16 protein-coding genes and 3 pseudogenes are annotated in these 18,015 nt (G+C 51.6%); 9 read left to right on the forward strand and 10 right to left on the reverse strand.

The window, feature by feature from the left end; translation table 11 throughout:
- Positions 1 to 87 precede the first annotated feature (87 nt).
- On the forward strand, positions 88 to 816 hold the full coding sequence (locus K365_RS0112085; protein ID WP_024334761.1) for a FadR/GntR family transcriptional regulator: 729 nt from the start codon (positions 88 to 90) through the stop codon (positions 814 to 816).
- Positions 817 to 1,035: 219 nt separating this feature from the next.
- Here the strand turns inward: K365_RS0112085 and K365_RS28740 are convergent, their stop codons facing one another.
- The 3 genes and pseudogenes from K365_RS28740 to K365_RS28440 form a co-directional block, all read right to left on the reverse strand.
- Positions 1,036 to 1,254: a hypothetical protein gene (locus K365_RS28740; protein WP_245569168.1), complete on the reverse strand. Its 219-nt coding sequence runs from the start codon at positions 1,252 to 1,254 to the stop codon at positions 1,036 to 1,038.
- Between the two features lie 48 nt (positions 1,255 to 1,302).
- Positions 1,303 to 1,350 (reverse strand): annotated as a pseudogene (locus tag K365_RS29385) (hypothetical protein); the annotation flags it as partial.
- A complete protein-coding gene (locus K365_RS28440) occupies positions 1,334 to 1,858 on the reverse strand; it encodes a hypothetical protein (RefSeq protein ID WP_024334763.1) in 525 nt (174 codons plus the stop codon). The gene K365_RS28440 and the pseudogene K365_RS29385, both read right to left, overlap by 17 nt.
- Before the next feature lie 425 nt (positions 1,859 to 2,283).
- On the opposite strand from K365_RS28440, the gene K365_RS0112100 reads away from it, so the two are divergent.
- Entirely contained in the window at positions 2,284 to 3,264 is a 981-nt protein-coding gene (locus K365_RS0112100) for a GNAT family N-acetyltransferase (RefSeq protein ID WP_024334764.1), read from the forward strand.
- Between the two features lie 29 nt (positions 3,265 to 3,293).
- Here the strand turns inward: K365_RS0112100 and K365_RS0112105 are convergent, their stop codons facing one another.
- From K365_RS0112105 to K365_RS0112140, 6 genes are all read right to left on the reverse strand, one after another.
- Positions 3,294 to 3,578: a phage integrase N-terminal SAM-like domain-containing protein gene (locus K365_RS0112105; protein WP_024334765.1), complete on the reverse strand. Its 285-nt coding sequence runs from the start codon at positions 3,576 to 3,578 to the stop codon at positions 3,294 to 3,296.
- Positions 3,579 to 4,070: 492 nt separating this feature from the next.
- Positions 4,071 to 5,276, reverse strand: coding sequence for a M20 metallopeptidase family protein (locus K365_RS0112120; protein ID WP_024334767.1), 1,206 nt, complete (start codon positions 5,274 to 5,276; stop codon positions 4,071 to 4,073).
- Positions 5,273 to 6,757 (reverse strand): tripartite tricarboxylate transporter permease, encoded by a 1,485-nt coding sequence (locus K365_RS0112125; RefSeq protein ID WP_024334768.1) that lies wholly within the window; start codon positions 6,755 to 6,757, stop codon positions 5,273 to 5,275. The genes K365_RS0112120 and K365_RS0112125 overlap by 4 nt, the downstream gene beginning before the upstream one ends.
- A 9-nt stretch (positions 6,758 to 6,766) precedes the next feature.
- Positions 6,767 to 7,243, reverse strand: a complete 477-nt coding sequence (locus tag K365_RS0112130) for a tripartite tricarboxylate transporter TctB family protein (RefSeq protein ID WP_024334769.1) — start codon at positions 7,241 to 7,243, stop codon at positions 6,767 to 6,769.
- A gap of 59 nt (positions 7,244 to 7,302) precedes the next feature.
- Positions 7,303 to 8,268: a tripartite tricarboxylate transporter substrate binding protein gene (locus K365_RS0112135; protein WP_029725242.1), complete on the reverse strand. Its 966-nt coding sequence runs from the start codon at positions 8,266 to 8,268 to the stop codon at positions 7,303 to 7,305.
- Positions 8,269 to 8,338: 70 nt separating this feature from the next.
- Positions 8,339 to 9,202, reverse strand: a complete 864-nt coding sequence (locus tag K365_RS0112140; RefSeq protein WP_024334770.1) for a MurR/RpiR family transcriptional regulator — start codon at positions 9,200 to 9,202, stop codon at positions 8,339 to 8,341.
- A gap of 77 nt (positions 9,203 to 9,279) precedes the next feature.
- On the opposite strand from K365_RS0112140, the pseudogene K365_RS29390 reads away from it, so the two are divergent.
- Positions 9,280 to 9,459, forward strand: a pseudogene (locus K365_RS29390) (shikimate kinase); the annotation flags it as partial.
- A gap of 189 nt (positions 9,460 to 9,648) precedes the next feature.
- On the opposite strand, the gene K365_RS0112155 reads toward K365_RS29390, so the two are convergent.
- On the reverse strand, positions 9,649 to 11,214 hold the full coding sequence (locus K365_RS0112155; protein WP_211221118.1) for a sigma-54 interaction domain-containing protein: 1,566 nt from the start codon (positions 11,212 to 11,214) through the stop codon (positions 9,649 to 9,651).
- Positions 11,215 to 11,437: 223 nt separating this feature from the next.
- Here K365_RS0112155 and K365_RS0112160 point away from each other — a divergent pair, with 223 nt between their 5' ends.
- The 6 genes and pseudogenes from K365_RS0112160 to K365_RS0112185 all read left to right on the forward strand — a co-directional run bounded on the left by K365_RS0112160 (position 11,438) and on the right by K365_RS0112185 (position 17,970).
- Positions 11,438 to 11,770, forward strand: coding sequence for a hypothetical protein (locus tag K365_RS0112160; protein ID WP_024334772.1), 333 nt, complete (start codon positions 11,438 to 11,440; stop codon positions 11,768 to 11,770).
- Between the two features lie 32 nt (positions 11,771 to 11,802).
- Positions 11,803 to 12,906, forward strand: coding sequence for an efflux RND transporter periplasmic adaptor subunit (locus K365_RS0112165; RefSeq protein ID WP_024334773.1), 1,104 nt, complete (start codon positions 11,803 to 11,805; stop codon positions 12,904 to 12,906).
- A gap of 51 nt (positions 12,907 to 12,957) precedes the next feature.
- Positions 12,958 to 16,119 carry an efflux RND transporter permease subunit gene (locus tag K365_RS0112170; protein WP_024334774.1) on the forward strand — a complete coding sequence of 1,054 codons (3,162 nt, stop codon included), beginning with the start codon at positions 12,958 to 12,960 and terminating at the stop codon, positions 16,117 to 16,119.
- Positions 16,043 to 17,389: a TolC family protein gene (locus K365_RS0112175; protein WP_024334775.1), complete on the forward strand. Its 1,347-nt coding sequence runs from the start codon at positions 16,043 to 16,045 to the stop codon at positions 17,387 to 17,389. Before K365_RS0112170 ends, K365_RS0112175 begins: the two co-directional genes overlap by 77 nt.
- A gap of 53 nt (positions 17,390 to 17,442) precedes the next feature.
- A pseudogene (locus K365_RS29395) lies at positions 17,443 to 17,751 on the forward strand (Druantia anti-phage system protein DruA); the annotation flags it as partial.
- Between the two features lie 30 nt (positions 17,752 to 17,781).
- Positions 17,782 to 17,970, forward strand: coding sequence for a hypothetical protein (locus K365_RS0112185; RefSeq protein ID WP_024334777.1), 189 nt, complete (start codon positions 17,782 to 17,784; stop codon positions 17,968 to 17,970).
- Positions 17,971 to 18,015: the final 45 nt, after the last annotated feature.

An 18,015-nucleotide genomic window follows, 5' to 3' on the forward strand; every position in this document is an offset into this window, starting at 1 on the left:
GATGAATTGTGATTATATTTCTCTCTAATTGGTTCCCAATCGGAATCGACTTTGCTATACTGGAAGCAGATATATTTGGAGGAAAGCATGGAAAACAACAGACAGACTTCGGTTAACCAAATCGTGAAAATCATTATTGAGGGAATAGATAAGGGAACCTTCGAGGTGGGAAAACGTCTCCCTTCGCAACGGGAGCTCTCCTCCATCTTCGGAGTGAGCCGGATGGTCATCCGGGAAGCAATCAAGGTGCTGGAAGGCCGGGGCATCGTCTACAGCCGCCAGGGCAGCGGCATTTACGTGAAACAAAACGCGGTGGTGGCCGAACAGATGAACGGTGACACCGCACCGGAATATACCTATAAGGAGATTCTGGAACTCAGTCGGGAGATGTGGTCGGATGCTATGGAGCTCATCGTCAAGAATGCAACCGATGCCGAAATTCATACGATTGAGAACAAGGTGGAAAGCTTCTACACGAAATACTCCGCAGCCACTACAGCGCAGCAAAAGTTCATGTACGAAGCAGCGTTCGGCATGGATATGTGCAAGGCAACCCACAATGCTCTGCTTCATAAATTGATGATGGAACTGCTGGATATAACTTCAGATATCGACTTCCTGATTATTGAAAAAAACAGGAATTATAAAGAGTTTCTGGAGATTGACAGGAAAATCGCTTCCGCTCTACTCCAGAGGGACGCTTCCCGCGCAGTCTTTTGGGGAAGGGAACGCGATAGGGTCATTGACGAACTCATCAACGGCGATGCTGATATGCTGAAGAACACAGCGCACCTGCATATCAAACACCAAAAATGAGGGATAGGAACTTCCTTTTTGCCTGGCAAGGTATAGCAAATCATGACAAGATCATCAAGAGCCTGAAATATGGCCCCAGCCGGGCGCAGCTACAACATGTTGTAGCTGCGCCCGGCTGGGGCTTCGGTGTCAAAGCGGTTGTGGGGATAAAAAACAACTTTGGAAAACGCAGAATAAAAACTCGGGTTGTATTCATACCTGAAGTTTCCCATAAAAAAGTCATGCTGCCAGCTGTAGCAGAGCGGTTACAACGGAATTATCAACCGATTTGCCTGCTGGTGGGCAAAGTAATGTAAAATTATCATCAAACGCGGCTTTTGTCACTATTCTTCTGACATCGGAAAAAGCAAAATGATCACGACCATTAACTGCATGCCTTCGGCTTGGAGTGTTGGCCAGTCTACAGGCATAAATCCAGGTGATTGATGTCGCCATCATGCAGAATTCCAAATGATTTGTAACTGCTACAGAATTTCTTGTTTGGGTTTCGGCACTGCCGATTTCCCTTTTCAATTCTTTAAAACAGGCTTCGATCTTCCAGCGGGCACCGTAGTATTCGATAATATCGGTGACTGACAGGGTCAAATCGGTTGAGAATAAGGCAACTGATCATTTTGAGCAATCCGATTGAGACAACATTCTGTGCCCATGGATATTTTGATTGATTTACTTTGGCGGCATGATCAAAGACTCTGGCACAGCCAAAGATCTTTTTTCCTGTTTTTGGATTGATGAAATCGTCAAGTGCTATCAACAGTCTTCCATTGGTTTCAGGATCAGGTATCATATGCCATACCCTGGACCAAAGGCCTTTCCACTGTATTTTGGGTGAAGCCATGAAGGTATAGTATCGTTTCTTTTTGATTCCAACAAACCCGAAAAAAATTTCAAGACACTGAAGAAGATTTGATGTTTTGGATGGGGTAAACGGAACTATAATTGCCAGCAAAGTACAAATAAACCATGATCCACGCTCATTTCCTATTCTGGACCAAGTAAATTCTTTCTTGAGTTCGTTGAGCAGTGACTGTAGTATGTGCATGCGAGGCTCCTGTTATGAACTGTTTTTTTTTGACAATTACAACATACCATACTTGAGCCTCGCATTCAACAATAACTAATTGTTTTTATTAATAAAAACTCAATTATTCACGAAAAATTGGTTTAAAAAAATTCAATAAAATCAGTATGTTACAAAATCAATTTTTTCGTTAATAATGCAGTGATTTGTGTGGAGCTTTTATGCATGTTTTCCTGGCAATATGGATAACATAGGTTATCTTTGTGCATAAAAACGGGAAACTTCAGTTTTTTTATACCATTTCAAAAATTGAAAAGAGACCCGATATGATGATACACATTTCTGCACTTCATCCATTTTGGCATGATATACAGCTAGATAATTTTTCGTGAAGGATATGCTGTTCCACACAAGAACGTTTTTGAGCAATTAAGGAAGTCAAAGCTATGATTCGTCCATTCAATAGGACTGATTTGCATACTCTTCATCGCATGATTTGTGAGACTATTGAAGCTTCATATTCGGGTGTGTATCCACCTCGTGCGGTGGGATTCTTTAAAGAGCACCATTCGGAGAGGAAGATTGTCGAGCGGAGCTCAGCCGGAAAGATACTGGTTCTCATATCTGAACGCGATGACTGTATTCTGGCAACTGGTGCATTGATTGGCTCCGATATAACAGGCGTTTTTGTGCGCCATGCTCATCAGCGGCAAGGCTATGGGGAAGCCATAATGAATCGTCTTGAACAAATGGCGAAGGAGAATGGAATCTCAAAATTAACCCTGAGTATATCTTTGCCATCAAGGCAGTTCTACGAACGTCTCGGCTATAAAGTTCTTGACGAGCGCGTTATTAATGTTGGTGAAGGAGAGTTCTTAAAGTATTGGTCTGGAGAGAAAGCGCTTAATCCACAAAGCGAACATAAGGTTGGTATGGAAACTGTCGAGACAGTAAGAACCGCAAAGGACATAGCAGAGCTTGACGAACTTCTCTGGCGCGTTCTCTGGCGGCCCATTGGCCTGCCCAGTGACATTCGGAATAACTTCAGTATTAATGGGGAGAAGATTGAGTTGGCGGTGAAAGAGAAAGGACAGATTGTTGGCGGATTGGTTGCGGTATGGACATCCGAAAAAGAGATTGAACTGAGACATCTGGCGGTCAATCCTGACTGTCAAAGGGAAGGCATAGGCCAAAGCCTTGTTGCCAAGTTATTCAGTGTCGCGTCGGCCAAGCCGCTTCATCGCGTCCATACCATCGCTCGAAATGCGTCAGTCAGTTTCTTCCGCAAAATTGGCTTTCAAACAGCATCAGGTACACCACCCGAACATCCGATATTTATGAAACATGGTATAACTTTTGAATTAATGGAAAAGATTGTCGGACAAGACGGTGAACTGGACGTCGCTGCGCGGCGCCAGTTACCTTGAACGTTATCTTAAAAATACTACTGAGAGATTCAACTCATTTTGATGTCGTTGAAAATATTCCATTCACGCACAAGGGTCTTTCTGAAAAAATGTTGTATGCCGGAGTAACGGATGCGCAGTGTTGCGGCGCTCCAGCCAAATTCACTTTGACAACAAAGCCAGTATTGACGAAGCTGCTCTTCGCTGATATCTTCTAATGGCTTATTGTAAAAGCGCTGTAGTTTTAAAACCGTGCTGGTATAGGATTGAATGCTTCGCTCAGCATAACCGGCTAAATGGAGATCTTCTTTAAAACGTTTGATTAAATTGCTCATGGTATCTTCCTTTCTTCTTTAACCTTGTCGGGTAGAAGATACCGACCTGCAAGCCGGTAAGAAGATACCATGAGCAATGGAATTGAACAATGATGGCAAGACTTTATCTGTCGCGGAGCGGCTTACTTGAACAAGACAAATTCAGCCGGCATGGCACAGCCAGTTATATCTGTGGATGGTGTCAAAAAGATTTCCAGAAAACCCTCTCTGTCTTTGTCTTCCAGGAAGATTCGGTCCCGGGCATTCCCGCGGGAAGTGCTGTGGTAAATTGCTCCTGAATATTTTATTCTAAGGGGGCGAGCCATGGTGTTATTTTTGTAACATGGTGGATTACATCCATGGTGCTCTGTGACCTCAAACCTGTGAGATCGTCCGGAACTGTGCTTCAGATGATCTCCGGAGAAATCCGGAACTGTAGGCCCGGTATCTCTGGGGGGGGGGGGCGGCGGCCGGCCGGAATTCAGGAAAATCCCCCTTGCCGTATGTTCCGGGTCAGTCCTTTTTAGGGGTAGGGCCGTGAAGGGTTATGACAATACCGGCCAGCAGAGTCATGGCCCCCGGCAGTGCTCCGTCATTGTAATCGAAGCGGTCCGAATGGAGAGGCGCCGGCCTGTCCTGGCCGGCGGGGGTCACCCCTACCCGGATGAATGCGCCGTCTCCCACCTTAGACAGGTACAGGGCAAAATCTTCGGAACCCATACAGGGCCTGTCCAACATCTCAAGGGTATCCGGCGGCAGCACAGCCCTGGCTGCCTGCTGCACAGACCCGACTCCGGAAGGGGAATTGGATAACACCGGGACAAGGTCCTCAAATGTCAAGTCTGCCTTGCAGTCATTGGCCTGGGCCACGCCACGGGTCACCCGTTCAACTGCGGCTTTGAGCCGGTCTGCCACGCCGAAATCCAGGCAGCGGTATGTCCCGCTCAAACTGACCTTGCCCGGCATCACGTTGAAGGCAGTGCCGCCGTTGACCGTGCAGACTGAAAAGACAGCCTGGTCCAGGGCGTTGATTTCCCGGCTGACAATGCAGTTGAGACGCTGGATCAGGTCAGCAGCCGCCAGAACCGTGTCCCTTCCCTGGTGCGGGTAGCCGCCGTGGGCTCCCGGAGCGGTCAGGGTAAGATTGAATTTTCCGGCCATGGCCATGTAGTTGCCCTGATAAATGCCGATCTTGCCCACAGGCAGATCGGGCCAGCCGTGGCAGGCAAAGATTCTGTCCACTTTTGGGCTTTCAAGCACTCCTTGATCAATCAGGATTTTTGCACCTTCCAGAGACTCCTCTCCGGGCTGAAAAATAAATTTCACTGTGCCGCTAAAACGGTGGCGCAGGCAGGAAAGTATCCGTGCGGCCCCGGCCAGGGCAGCGGTATTGCCGTCGTGGCCGCAGGCGTGCATCATTCCCGGCACAGTCGAGGCGTAGGAAAGCCCGGTCTTCTCTTCCACGGGCAGGGCATCCATGTCCGCCCTTAGGGCTGTACAGCCGCCCGGGCCTTGTCCCCGGCCTTCAAGAATGCCCAGAACGCCTGTCCCTTCCAGGGGAACCATGGGAACGTCAGCCTCCCTTAAAAGGGTCTTGACCGCTTCCGAAGTTGCCTGTTCTTTGAATGCAGGTTCGGGATTCCGGTGCAGGTCCTGCCTGAACCGGGCCATTTGGGGGACCAGTTCTTCGACCACCTCCGTCAGCGCTGGGTCTGTCATTTATTCTCCTTTGACTTGCGGGTTTTCATGCGGACGAGAACGATTACGGAGATCAGGGCCAGGACCAGGAAAACCAGGGAAATGGGCCGGGTGATAAAAATATCCAGGCTGCCCCTGGACAGGGTCAGGCTCTGGCGGATGGCCCGCTCTCCAATCGGTTCAAGGATAAAGGCGATGAGCATCGGGGCCAGGGGAAATCCCAGCTTTCGCATAAAATAGGCCATCACCCCGAAAAAGAGCATGAGCCAGAGATCCGTGTAGCTGGAGTTGAAGCCGAAAACACCCACGGTGCAGAGTACGGTGGTCACAGGGTAGATAATGGAGTTGGGCACCTTGGCGATCAGGGAGAACAGTCTGATAAACTGACGTCCCACCAGGGGCAGGAAAAAGATGGCAATGAGAAGGGCGGCAAAAATACTGTAGACCAGGGAGAGGTTCTCCTTGAACAGGGCAGGTCCCGGGGTCAGGCCGTGAATGAGAAAGGCACCCAGGAGAACGGCGGTGGTCACATCGCCCGGAATGCCCAGGGCCATCAGAGGGATCAGGGCACCACCGCAGGTGGCGTTGTTGCCGGATTCCGAGGCTGCCACCCCTTCAATGGCGCCGTGGCCGAACTTTTCAGGATGCTTGGAAACCCGTTTGGTCTCCGTATAGGTCAGAAAGGCGGCGGGTGTGGCCCCAAGGCCCGGAATCGCGCCGATCAGCACCCCGATGACCCCACCCCGGAAAATGGTGGGAAGGCAGCGTTTGATGTCAGCCCATGAAGCCCTGTCCTTTCCCGCATCCGCCAGGTTCCGGCTGTCAGATCCCTTTTTTTCGGACTGGACCAGGACCTCTGACAGGGCAAACAGTCCGATCATGAGCACCATCATGTTAATGCCGTTGAACAGGGTGACAAAGCCAAAGGTGAATCTCGGGGTGGAGATCATGGGATCCAGTCCGACCGTGCCCAGCAGAAATCCCAGAACTGCCGCGATAATCCCTTTGAGCATGGAATCTCCGGACACGCCGGCCACAATGCACAGGGAAAATACAATGAGAGAGGCATATTCGGGCGGACCGAATTTCAGAGAGATTCTGGCCAGAAATACCGCCAAAAAAATCAGGCAGATCGTGGCAAATGCATCTGCGATCACCGAGGCCCACAGGGCGATGTCCATGGCCTGGCCGGCCTGGCCTTTCTGGGCAAGGGGGAAACCGTCAAAAACCGTGACCGCTGCTGCCGGGGCCCCCGGTGTATTAATGAGGATGGCCGGGATGGCTCCTCCGAAAAGACAGCCCTTGTAGGTACCGAGAAGCGCGCAAAAGGCGGTGATGGGCGACAGGCTGTAGGTCAGCGGGATGATCAGCGCAATGCCCATGGTGCCGGTCAGGCCGGGCACGGCTCCCATAAAGACCCCAAAGGCCACACCCAGAAAAATGGCAAAGACGTTTCCAAAGGTCATAACCATATGGAAACCGGTTAAAAGTTCGTGAAGCATGGTATCTCCCTATTCCAGCGGGACTTTAAGGCCGTAAGTGAATAAAATATAGACAATGGCTGTCAGGACAAGGCTGATGCCGATGATGCGAACTGGCTTTCTCTGGCCGAATGTCAGCATGAACAGCGCAACGGCAACAGGTGTGGCGGCCAGAAAGGAAAGATATTCAAAACCTAAAAAATAGGCTGCCACAATCCCCACGCTCAGCACCGGACCGGACTTGATGTCCGGCCGGATGCGGGGGGTGACCGGGTCCTTGGGAGTGCCGGACCCTTTCTTGGCCAGAAATCCCCGGACCGATACTGCTGTCAGCATAAAACTGAGTACGGCCAGAAGAACGGCTGCCAGTTTGGGGAAGAACCTGGGCGACATCTCTGTATGGGTGCTGCTCCCCACATAGGCCGGGATCAGGTAGAAGATCAGAACCAGTGAAAAAATGAACAGGGCCGTTCCGGTGAAAAAGTCCTGTCTGTATTTGTGAGGCATGGCATTTAAACCCTTTTATACCGGCCCGGTGGAGTGCCCCGGGCCGGATAGTTTTACGATTACTTGGCGTTCAGGCCGGCTTCGTTAATGACCTTGCCCTGTTCCTCATAAATCTTATGGATATAGGCGCCGAACTCCTGGGAGCCCAGATAGGCGATCTTGATCATGACTTTGTCCATCAGGTCCACGAACATGGGATCAGCCAGGGCTTTTTTAATGGCAGACTCCAGTTTGGCCACAATCGGCTCCGGCATATTCTTGGGCCCGGCAATACCAAGGCAGGACGGGGCCACAATGTCATAACCCAGTTCCTTGAGGGTCGGAACCTCGGGGAACTCTTTCATCCTTTCGTCATCAAACACGGCCAGCAGCCGCATTTCACCGGCCTTGACCTGGGGTGCCCATTCGGTAACACCGGCCATGGCAGTCACATGGCCGCCCATGCATGCGGTTACTGCCTCGGCACCATTTTTAAAAGGGACCGCATCCCAGTCGGCGCCGGAAGCCTTTTTCAGGCGCTCCATGACCAGGTGCTGGGGATTGCCGGCGCCGGACAGGCCGTAGGAGACCTTGCCCGGGTTTTCCTTGGCAAAGGCAATCAGATCTTTCAGAGAATGAAACGGGGAGCCTGCTTTGACCACCAGGGCGTAATGCCACAGGCCGTAGCGGGCAATGGGGGTGAAATCCGTCAGGGGATCAAAGGGCAGGTCCTGCATGTGCGGGGTAATGGCGGCCGGTGCGGTGACCAGTGTGAAGATGTTGTAGCCGTCCGGTTTCTGGGTGGCTGCAATACTGGCGGCAACGGTTCCCCCGCCACCGGGCTTGTTCTGGCAGACGACAGGCTGACCCAGTTCCTTTTCCAGCAGGGATGCCAGAAGGCGTGCACTCATATCTGTGGTGCCACCTGCACTGTAAGCAATGGTAAGTTTGAGCGGCCGGGCAGGCCAGTCCTTGGCAAGGCCGGTCTGGACCAGTACAAGGCTTGCCAGAAGGGCCAGCCCCAACAGTTTGAATCCTTTGAGCATGTCAATTTTCTCCTTGGTTTGAGTTATATTTATGGAGAGCTAAATGCCCTCCTTTACTCAGACAGATAGTTCAGTGCTCCAAAAAACCGAACAGGCTGTCCAGAAGTTCTTCCGCCTTTTGGGAGTAACCGGGCTCTGCCTTGCGGCAGGCATCTGCCACAGTCAGGGTCAGGGCCTCTAAGATGGCTGCCCAGGCGGTAATACTTTCAAAACCGCCCTGGCTGGATGGGGTGACCACCAGTTGAACATCAGCGAGGCCTGACAAAGGCGCCACTTCCGAGTCGGTCACCAGAAGCAGGGTAGTCCCCAGTTCTTTCAGCTTCCGGGTAATTTCAAGGGAGATTTTCGAGTACCTTCGCCTGGAAATTGCGAGAACCACATCCTTTTTTTCCACGTTGAATATCTGGGCCGGCATGGATGGATGGGCCCCGCCCAAAAGAAATACCCGGGGTCGGATATACTGCAGGTTGATAAACATCATATAGGCCAGACTGAAGGCAGTCCGGTGTCCCATCAGGTGCAGGGGACGCCGGGTCTGGGTCAGGATATCTGCCATCCGGTTAAAGGAATCCAGATCAAGCCGGCCGTAAGCCTGCTGAATGGCTTGGAGGGTATAGGGAATATGAGTATCCACCACAGCCCTGTCTTCAGGGGCCTGTTTGGTGTCCTTGAGAAAGCGCATGATGGGGGAATCCAGGTTCAGCGCCATGGCATCCTGGCGTTCCGTCTGGAATTCAGCAAAGTCCCTGTATCCTAGGATGTGAATCAGGAAGCGGACCATTGAGGCTTTGCTCACATTCGCCCTTTGGCTCAGGGCGCTTAAGTTTTCAAATGCCAGAAGATTGGGGCTGCTGTTAAACAGGTTCACCATTTTCGTCTGGGTGCGGGTCAGCTTTCCAAGGGCCCGGATACGGGCGAATAAGTCAGGCTTCATATTTTCAACCCTTTGTTCAAAATATTACTGCATATGAAACAAACATGCCATAATCTAAAAAACATGTCAAGAAATTTTTCATCGATACGGATATCCTGATCCAGATCAGCAACCAGAAAACCCTGCAGGAGATCCTGGATGAAAGTGGCCATATGAATCTGAGGGCCATTGAGGAAAAGGAGATATTGAAGATCAATATCTCCAATCACGTGATCTCCACCGGCGGCAGCGTGGCCGATTCGGCACATCATTACTAAAGCCGCACTGAGTGAGGATTTTGACACTGTTTGCTATAATCACCCTAAATCCCTGAAAAAATATTTCATTGACCTGCTGCTACGCATATTTCTTGTATCAAGACCCTGGGATCCAACATGGGCCAAAGTAAAATAGCCAAAGGGCCTTAAATTTGCGAATCAATTATCTTGTTTTATAGGCAGTTAACGTTACATTGACAGATCAATCTTGATGGCCGTTCTACCGTAAGGGATACCCAGCTTGTCCATCCGGCTGCGCAATGTATTGGCATGGACACCCAGGATGGCTGCTGCACCATCTTTACCCTGAATTCTGCCGCCGGTAGATCTGAGCACAGACGTAATATGCCGTGCCATGACTTCATCAAGGGACAATTGATGATCCGGTTCTTCCATGGGTGCCGGTCTATTACCGCTTCCGGGCGAATTTCCCATAAGACCTGTAAACAATAGGGGCTTACCTTCTCCCATGCTTTTGTGCCGGATCAAACTCCGCTCCACCATGTTTTCCAGTTCCCGGACATTTCCGGGCCATGGGTAAGCTGTGAGCTGCTCCATGCTTCCCGGGGCGATTCCCGGGTGCTCGGCCAGGTTGAAGGCCTTGAGTTTCCGGTCGATGAAATGATGAACCAGGGCCGGAATATCCGATTTCCTCTGACGGAGAGGCGGGATGTGGATGGGAAACACGTTCAACCGGAACCAGAGGTCTTCCCGGAACGTTCCCGTCCTGACCATTTTGGCCAGATCCCGATGAGTGGCCGCTATGATTCTGGCATCCACCTTAATGGATTCCACGCCTCCGACCCGCTCAATGCAGCCGTCCTGAAGGACCCTCAGCAACCGGACCTGGGCTGCCAAAGACAATTCTCCCACTTCGTCCAGAAACAGGGTGCCTTTGTGGGCACGTTCGAATCGTCCTCGCTTGCTCTGCACGGCACCGGTAAAGGCCCCTTTTTCATGACCGAAAAGTTCGCTGTCCAGAAGGTTCTCTGTAAATGCGCCGCAGTTAATCTTGATAAACGGCCCATCTTTACGTTGTGAGGCGTAATGGATGGCATTGGCAATAACCTCCTTACCCACCCCGGTCTCTCCGGTGAGCATCACATGGCTGGAAAGCGACGCGACCTGCCAGACCTGTTCCACGACATCCTTAAGACCATACCGCGCACCAACAATTTCATCGCCTGAAATCTGGAAAAGTTCATGGCGGAGATATTGGTTATCATCGGCCAGAAGATTCTTGAGTCTGATGAGTTCGCGGTGTTTGAGCACATTGGCCAGGGCCACGGAAAAAGGATCGTGAAGCAGCCCTATCAGGCGAGCATGCTCCAGGGTAAACCCCCCTGAATGACAGGATAGAAATAAAACCACACCAAGGCGTTTCCCATCCAGATTCAAATGCAGTACCATTTTGGAAAAAGCGGATAAATCAAGCACCTCATTTGCCTCACGGGTCACGAGATCAAGTTCGGCATTCTGGAGAATATCTGTACCTTCAAAACTGGCGGTTTCCATAAATTGTTGTGCTTCGGACGACAAGGGGATCGACCGAGGTCTGGTATCCATGATACCCGCGTTATTATGGGCCAGAACCTGGATAGCCCCCCGTTCACGCTCGTAAGTACTCAATACGATATCATTCAACGGCATGTGCCTGCCCAGGTAGGACGCACAATCACGGATCATTTTGTTTACATCCAGGCTACCACAGATTTTCATGGTGGCCTGGTGGAAAAAATTCATGTTACTCATCATGGTCATTACCTCAAAATCCGATATTTAGTGTTACTGACCCAAATACCAAATATCGGATTTCATAGCACGATATTTCTAATTTTATCTCTGTCACTAAAAAATAATCCTATTAAAACAATATATTACATTGTGGCACATATTTTGATTATAACCGTTATCAGCAAAAGTGATCGGGGGGAGGACAGGGAATGCTGTGTAACACAAAAATAAACGGGGGCAAACCATGATACATGTTGAAATCATCAACGCACGTATGAACGAGGTTTCAAATCCCCGGAATTTGATACGCCTGTTCAACCAGATACGGGCTCATGTGGCAATCAGAGCCGGGCAAAGGGTCCAACTGGTATTCTTCCGGAACTGCCTGGTGGAAAACGACTGGTCGATTCACCTGCACTGGGAAACACAAGTAAAACTGTCCGGGAGAACCGAACTTGGCATCAAGCTGGCTGAGATTGTACGCCCTCTTGCCCTGGTGGATCATTCGATCTGGACTGAAGAATGGATCAATGACCTGGAAGACCCGACCCAAGGATTTAAAAGTGAAGTCTTTTAAAAGGTTCCCATAGAAAAAACAGGAGAAAGACATTGAAATTAAACCCGTTGCTTTTTCATACCCGGATACTGGCGGTCATGGTCATGATCTTTATCGTCGTCGGTTGTTCGCCCGAAAAAAAAAAGAGAACCGTCGGTAAACTTTCTGAAACGACGCAGGTCTTAGTCGCACCGGTTACCTGCGTGGCTATAAACCGGGTCATTGCCGTCAGCGGGACGCTTACAGCCGACAAGACAGCCCCCATCAGTTTTATGGTGCCGGGCAAAGTTGACCGGGTTCTGGTGAACGAGGGCGATCATGTGACCCGGGGAGACTTGCTGGCTACGCTGGATGCCACTGATTACCGGAACAACCTCGCTATTGCCGAGGCAGGCCGCTTTCGGGCAAAAGATGCCTTTGAGCGCTACGAACCCCTGTACAGGGAAGGTGCCTTTGCAGAGACAAATTTCATTGAATTGAAAACCGGCCTTGCCCAGGCCACCGCGGCCCGCGATATTGCCCGCAAAGCCCTGGCCGATACCAAATTAACAGCGCCCATCACCGGCATTGTCGGTGCAAAGGACGTTGAAATCGGCCAGATGGTGGCCCCCCGGATGCCGGTATTTACCCTGGTCAAAACCGACGTGATCTACGCCCGCGTCTCGGTGCCCGAAACCGATATCGGACAGGTGATTTTGAATCAGACCGCCTTCGTTAGAATTCCAGCTCTTGGCAACCGCATGGCCGCCGGCACCGTATCTATGGTGGGTGCTGTGGCTGATGAACGCACCCGATCCTACCCTGTGAAAATCGAACTGGCCAACCCGGACTACAGCCTCAAACCCGGAATGATCGTCCAGGCCGGTATTGAAAGCGATACGGCCGTTCATCTGCTCACGGTCCCCGGCCGTGCCATTGTCCGCGACACCGACAACCTTACCTATGTGTTCGTGGCAGCCCCTCGGACCGGTCTGGCCCAGCGCAAACGCGTTGTTCCCGGCCAGGCCTTTCAAAGTGAAATCGAAATCCAAAGCGGACTTGTGCCCGGGGATACGGTGATCATTTCCGGTCAGCACAAACTAAGGGACGGCACCCCTATCATAATTGAAAACAATTCCAAGAGCAGAAATTCAACGAAAAACAAAATCGCCTCATAGAGCATGCGGCAATGATCGCGAACCGGCAGAAACAGATAAATGGTAACCAATATGAAAATTTTTGAATCCGCAATCAAATACAGGCAGATTACGCTGCTGCTGACGCTGATATTTGTTATGGCGGGCCTGTACTCGCTTAAGCATATGCCCCGGCGGGAAGACCCGAAAATGACCATTCGCCAGGGTCTTGTCACCATGATCTATCCCGGTGCCACGGTCCTGGAAATGGAAGAACAGGTCACCAAAAAGGTGGAGGCCTTGCTTTTCCGCTACGAGGAAGTCAAGAAAGACGAAACCGAATCCACCACCAAGGACGGGCTGATGATCATCCAGGTGGAACTTCAGGAATGGCTGACCGACAAGGACAAGTTCTGGTCCAAGGCCCGCCACGATCTGATCGAACTCAAAGCCCAACTGCCCCCCGGCGTGATCGGGCCCGTCATTGACAGTGATTTCGGGGATACCGTGGCGCTGTTGATCTCCGTGTCCTCGGACCGCCATTCCTACAAAGAGTTGGCCGACTTCGTGGAAATCATCGAAAACGAACTGCGTCCCCTTGCCGAAGTGTCCAAACTCAAGAGATACGGTGAACAGGACGAGCAGATTTACGTGACCATTGATTCGGCCAGGCTGTCCCGGTACGGTGTCAACCAGGTCCAGGTGGCCCAGGCCCTTAAAACCATGAACACCATCACTTACGCCGGCGAGATCAAATCCGACGAGGCCAGTATCCCCATCCATATCAGCCATCTGTACAACTCGGTGGACAAAATCAAAAACCAGATCATTGATCTGGGCCCCGGCGGCCAGGTCATCCGCTTAAAGGACGTGGCCAATGTCTGTCGGCGGTACGAGGAGCCGGATTCGTTTATCCGCCGCAACGGCAGTAAAACCCTGATCTTGTCCGTGGAAATGCAGAACGGATTCAATATTGTGGAATTCGGAAAAAAAGTAAGCCGGCGCCTTGATGTTGCAAAAGAGAGAATCCCATCGGATGTCACGGTTCAAAAGGCCATTGACCAACCCCAGGTGGTGGATGAAAACATCAATCATTTCATGAAGGAATTTGCCGTCGCCATTGTGGCGGTGATCCTGGTCACCATGCTGCTGTTACCCCTGCGGGTGGCCCTGGTGGCGGCCCTGTCCATCCCCATAACCATTATGATCACCTTCGGACTGCTGGACTTTTTTGACATCAACCTCCAGCAGATGACCCTGGCCGGACTGATCGTGGTGCTGGGCATGGTGGTGGACAACGCCATCGTCATTGTGGATGACTATGTGGAGCGACTGGATCACGGCAGTTCAACCTGGGCTGCGGCCGTAAAAAGTGCTTCGGATCTGTTTGTCCCGGTCTTCAGCGCCACCCTGGCCATCATCTGTGCCTTTATTCCGCTGAACCTGATTGTGACGGGCAATGCCGGCGAGTTCGTGTTCACCCTGCCCATATCGGTGACCGTGGCCCTTATCGTATCCCTGGCCGTGGCCGTGCTGCTCATCCCCCTTTTATGCCACATGGTCATCAAAACCGGTCTGCATTCCGCCAAAGGGGGAAAAACCCGGATGTCCCTGCTCGATCTGATGCAAAAAGCCTACGACGCCCTTCTGATCCGTGCATTTTCCCGGCCCTGGCTCCCCGTGCTGATAGGGGGGCTGTCCGTGGCCGGTACGATCTACCTGGTCATGCATGTGCCCGTGCGTCTGTTCCCCTATGTCGAACGAAACCAGTTCTGCCTGGAACTTTACATGGACAAGGGAACCCGGCTTGCGGCCACGGATCGGGCCGTGAAAAAGATTGAAAACCACCTGTCCTGCGATGAGCGCATCGTTGATATTACAAGTTTCGTGGGCACTTCCTCTCCCCGGTTCTATATGACCTATGCTCCCCAGTTTCCGGAAGAAAACTACGCCCAGATCCTGATCACCACCCGGACGGCCGAGGAAACCAACGATCTTATAACCGAACTGGTTCCAAGCCTCCATAATTTCCTTCCCAACGGAGAAATTCTGGTCAAACAGCTCTCCCAGGGACCGCCGGTGGACGCCCCCATCGAGGTCCGGGTCACGGGCGATGACCTTGGTGATATCCGCCGCATCGGCAATGATATTGCCGGACTGCTCCGTTACACCGATGGCGCAAATTTTGTGCGCACCACCTTTCAGCAGGACTATTACGGCATCCGGGTCAAGGTAAACGACGAGGTGGCCAACCGCCTGGGGTTCTCCATCCAGGACATCGCCCAAACGCTGGGCGCCGATTTCAAGGGATGGGGCGTGTCCACCCTGTGGGAAGGGGATCATCCCGTGACCATCCTGCTGCGCCTGGATCAGGAAAACCGCAACACCTTTGAGGACATTGACAACACCTACCTGGTATCCCCGCAAACCGGGGCCAAAGTGCCTTTGCGCCAACTGGCCACCCTGGAACCCGAATGGCAGCAAGGCCGGATCCGGCGCAGAAACGGGATGCGTACCCTGACCGTACGGGCTGAAAGCCAACTGGGCCGTATGCCCAACGAGATCCTGTCCGAAATCATGCCTGAAATTGCAAAGATGGCACTTCCCAAGGGTGTGACCATCAGCTACGGCGGCGAGATAGAAGACCAGACAACGATCATGGGCCAGGAAACCGCCTCCCTTTTGACCAGCCTGGTGTTGATTTTCATGATACTGCTCTTTCAATTCAAGGGGATCAGAAAATCCCTGATCATCATGGCCGGCATTCCCATGAGCTGGTTCGGAGCCTTCATGGGACTGAAGCTCACCGGCAACCCGTTCAGTTTTACCGGTTTTCTGGGTGTGATCAGCCTTGCGGGCCTGGTGGTCAGAAACGGGATCATCCTGGTGGAATATGCAGACGGCCTGGTGGAACAAGCCCCTGGCCGGCCATTGAAAGACGTGGCCATGGATGCCGGCAAACGGCGCATGCGGCCAGTGTTTCTCACGGCCATAGCCGCCGCCATGGGGGTCGTGCCCATGATCATCAGCGGTTCTCCCCTCTGGGCACCCATGGGATCGGTTCTGGCGGTGGGCCTGATATTCGGCACCCTGCTCACCCTTATCGTCATGCCCGTGCTGTACTGGATTGTGCTCAAACCTTGTAAAAAATCCGGGGCAAAAAAAAAAGGAAATTCCTATGAAAAAAACTGTTGTAACAGTGCTCCTCGTGGCGAGTATGGGTCTTTTAGGCCGCACACCGGCTGCGGCGGATGATATTGTTGACGTCCTGACCCTGCCCGAGGCCATCGAGACAGCCCTTAAAAAACACCCGGCCTTACAGCGGACAGCGGAACAGGTACAAGGGGCAGAATACGCCCGGCAGAGTGCAAAAGCGGATTTCCTGCCAAGCCTTTCGGCCGATTATTCATATACGGCCATTAATAATGCACCCTTCCGGATCACGTCCATTGGCAAAGCCCAGGTGGCCCATACCACCCAGTACCGCTGGGGTCTTTCCCTGACCCAGCCTCTGTTCACAGGCGGTAAATTATCTTCACAGAACACGATTGCCAAACTCAGATTTAATATTGCAAAGCAGGAAAAAAAACAGGCTGCCTTAGACATTACCAAGGGTGTTAAAAGCGCTTATTACCGGGTGCTGCTCTGCCAAAAACAAGGGCTGGTGGCCGACGAAGTCTTCCAGACCCTGTCCTCCCATGAAAAGGATGCCCAAATGTTCTTTGAACGCGGCATCATCCGCCGCAACGATCTGCTGCGGGCCCAGGTTGCCTTGTCCAATGCCGTTCAATTCCAGGAACGGACCTGGGCTGATGTGGCCATTTCCATATCGGATCTGAACCGCTGGATGGCCGGGGACATCAACGCCCATACCCGTATTGCCGATATCGATGCTGTTTCGTTCCGTCATTTTGCCCTTGAGGAATTGATCCAGACCGGGCTTGATACCCGGCCCCGGCTTAAGGCCATGGCCCTGACCGCGAAGGCCCTGACGTCTGCCGTAACCATGGAAAAAAGCGCCCGGTATCCTTCAGTAGCGGCCGTGGGCAATTACTACCGGAACGGTGACTCGCCCGATGCCCATAGCAACGACTTTGAAAACGACCACAATGCATCGCTTTACGTTCAGGCCACATGGACCCTTTTCGACTCCAACCGGACCCGGTCCAGGGTAAGCAAAGCAGAATCCGACAAGCGCGCCTTTGACCAGAGTATCCGCGAAATCAGGGATCTGGTCCGGCTGGAAATCAAGAGCGCTTATCTCAATCTCGGTGTGGCTGAAAACAACATTGATGCCGCAAAGACCGCCCTTTCCCATGCCCGGGAAAATATGCGCATCACACGGATGGGATACCGCCAGCAGGCAGCCACCTCCACCGAGGTGCTTGACGCCCGAAGCGATCTGACCCAGGTCGAAACCAATTATTATCAGTCCCTGTACGGCTATCTTGATGCCCTGGCTGCCTTAGAGCGAGCCGTGGGCAAGGATCTCAGCCAGGCGGTGGACCCAAAACAACAATCTTAAATTTTTAAAAACCGTCATGGACCGTTCCTGATCTTCACACCCAGGTTTGTAACAATACCCGTTTTTTGATTTTACCCTGGGTCAACGTTTTTAACCTTGCCAGTTATACCTTGGGAGCAGTTCTTCGACGCTTATCCGGAGATTGGCAACGTCGTTATGGAAGCCAGATAGCTTTGGTTGAGATGTTTGTCGATACAAGGCGTTATACCGGAACCTGCTACAAAGCTGCGAACTTTCAAAAAATCGGCCAGACAAAAGGGAGAAGCCGACAGGATCGTTACTCAAAACTTAAGGTGTCTATCAAGGACATTTGGGTTTTCTCCTTCCAACGTAATTTCAAGGAGGCGCTGTACAGAAAGTAAAGGCAAGCCACAGCTATGAAAGGATCAACAATGGCCGTGGCAGACGCAGTTATTGAAATATTGGGCATCATTAAAAAGGTAACGCCCGCTCTGGTTGAGGTTTGTGTGTCAATGGCGGTTCTTTGTAGTATCCACAATTTCCCAAGCATTAAAGCTGCCGGGAAAGAAGATCGAAAAACCGCTCTAAAAAAGCTTAGGGCTGGCTCAAAATTAATATAACATATTTTGGATTAATTCTATCAACTATTTTGAAAGGGTTATTAT

This window comes from Desulfotignum balticum DSM 7044 (genome assembly GCF_000421285.1).
In the GTDB taxonomy this organism is placed as follows: domain Bacteria; phylum Desulfobacterota; class Desulfobacteria; order Desulfobacterales; family Desulfobacteraceae; genus Desulfotignum; species Desulfotignum balticum.

Bases quoted from the DNA above. Each gene is read 5' to 3' on its own strand.
- K365_RS0112085 (WP_024334761.1), top strand. From the start codon at position 88: ATGGAAAACAACAGACAGACTTCGGTTAACCAAATCGTGAAAATCATT.
- K365_RS28740 (WP_245569168.1), bottom strand. From the start codon at position 1,254: ATGATGGCGACATCAATCACCTGGATTTATGCCTGTAGACTGGCCAAC.
- K365_RS28440 (WP_024334763.1), bottom strand. From the start codon at position 1,858: ATGCACATACTACAGTCACTGCTCAACGAACTCAAGAAAGAATTTACT.
- K365_RS0112100 (WP_024334764.1), top strand. From the start codon at position 2,284: ATGATTCGTCCATTCAATAGGACTGATTTGCATACTCTTCATCGCATG.
- K365_RS0112105 (WP_024334765.1), bottom strand. From the start codon at position 3,578: ATGAGCAATTTAATCAAACGTTTTAAAGAAGATCTCCATTTAGCCGGT.
- K365_RS0112120 (WP_024334767.1), bottom strand. From the start codon at position 5,276: ATGACAGACCCAGCGCTGACGGAGGTGGTCGAAGAACTGGTCCCCCAA.
- K365_RS0112125 (WP_024334768.1), bottom strand. From the start codon at position 6,757: ATGCTTCACGAACTTTTAACCGGTTTCCATATGGTTATGACCTTTGGA.
- K365_RS0112130 (WP_024334769.1), bottom strand. From the start codon at position 7,243: ATGCCTCACAAATACAGACAGGACTTTTTCACCGGAACGGCCCTGTTC.
- K365_RS0112135 (WP_029725242.1), bottom strand. From the start codon at position 8,268: ATGCTCAAAGGATTCAAACTGTTGGGGCTGGCCCTTCTGGCAAGCCTT.
- K365_RS0112140 (WP_024334770.1), bottom strand. From the start codon at position 9,202: ATGAAGCCTGACTTATTCGCCCGTATCCGGGCCCTTGGAAAGCTGACC.
- K365_RS0112155 (WP_211221118.1), bottom strand. From the start codon at position 11,214: ATGATGAGTAACATGAATTTTTTCCACCAGGCCACCATGAAAATCTGT.
- K365_RS0112160 (WP_024334772.1), top strand. From the start codon at position 11,438: ATGATACATGTTGAAATCATCAACGCACGTATGAACGAGGTTTCAAAT.
- K365_RS0112170 (WP_024334774.1), top strand. From the start codon at position 12,958: ATGAAAATTTTTGAATCCGCAATCAAATACAGGCAGATTACGCTGCTG.
- K365_RS0112175 (WP_024334775.1), top strand. From the start codon at position 16,043: ATGAAAAAAACTGTTGTAACAGTGCTCCTCGTGGCGAGTATGGGTCTT.
- K365_RS0112185 (WP_024334777.1), top strand. From the start codon at position 17,782: ATGGCCGTGGCAGACGCAGTTATTGAAATATTGGGCATCATTAAAAAG.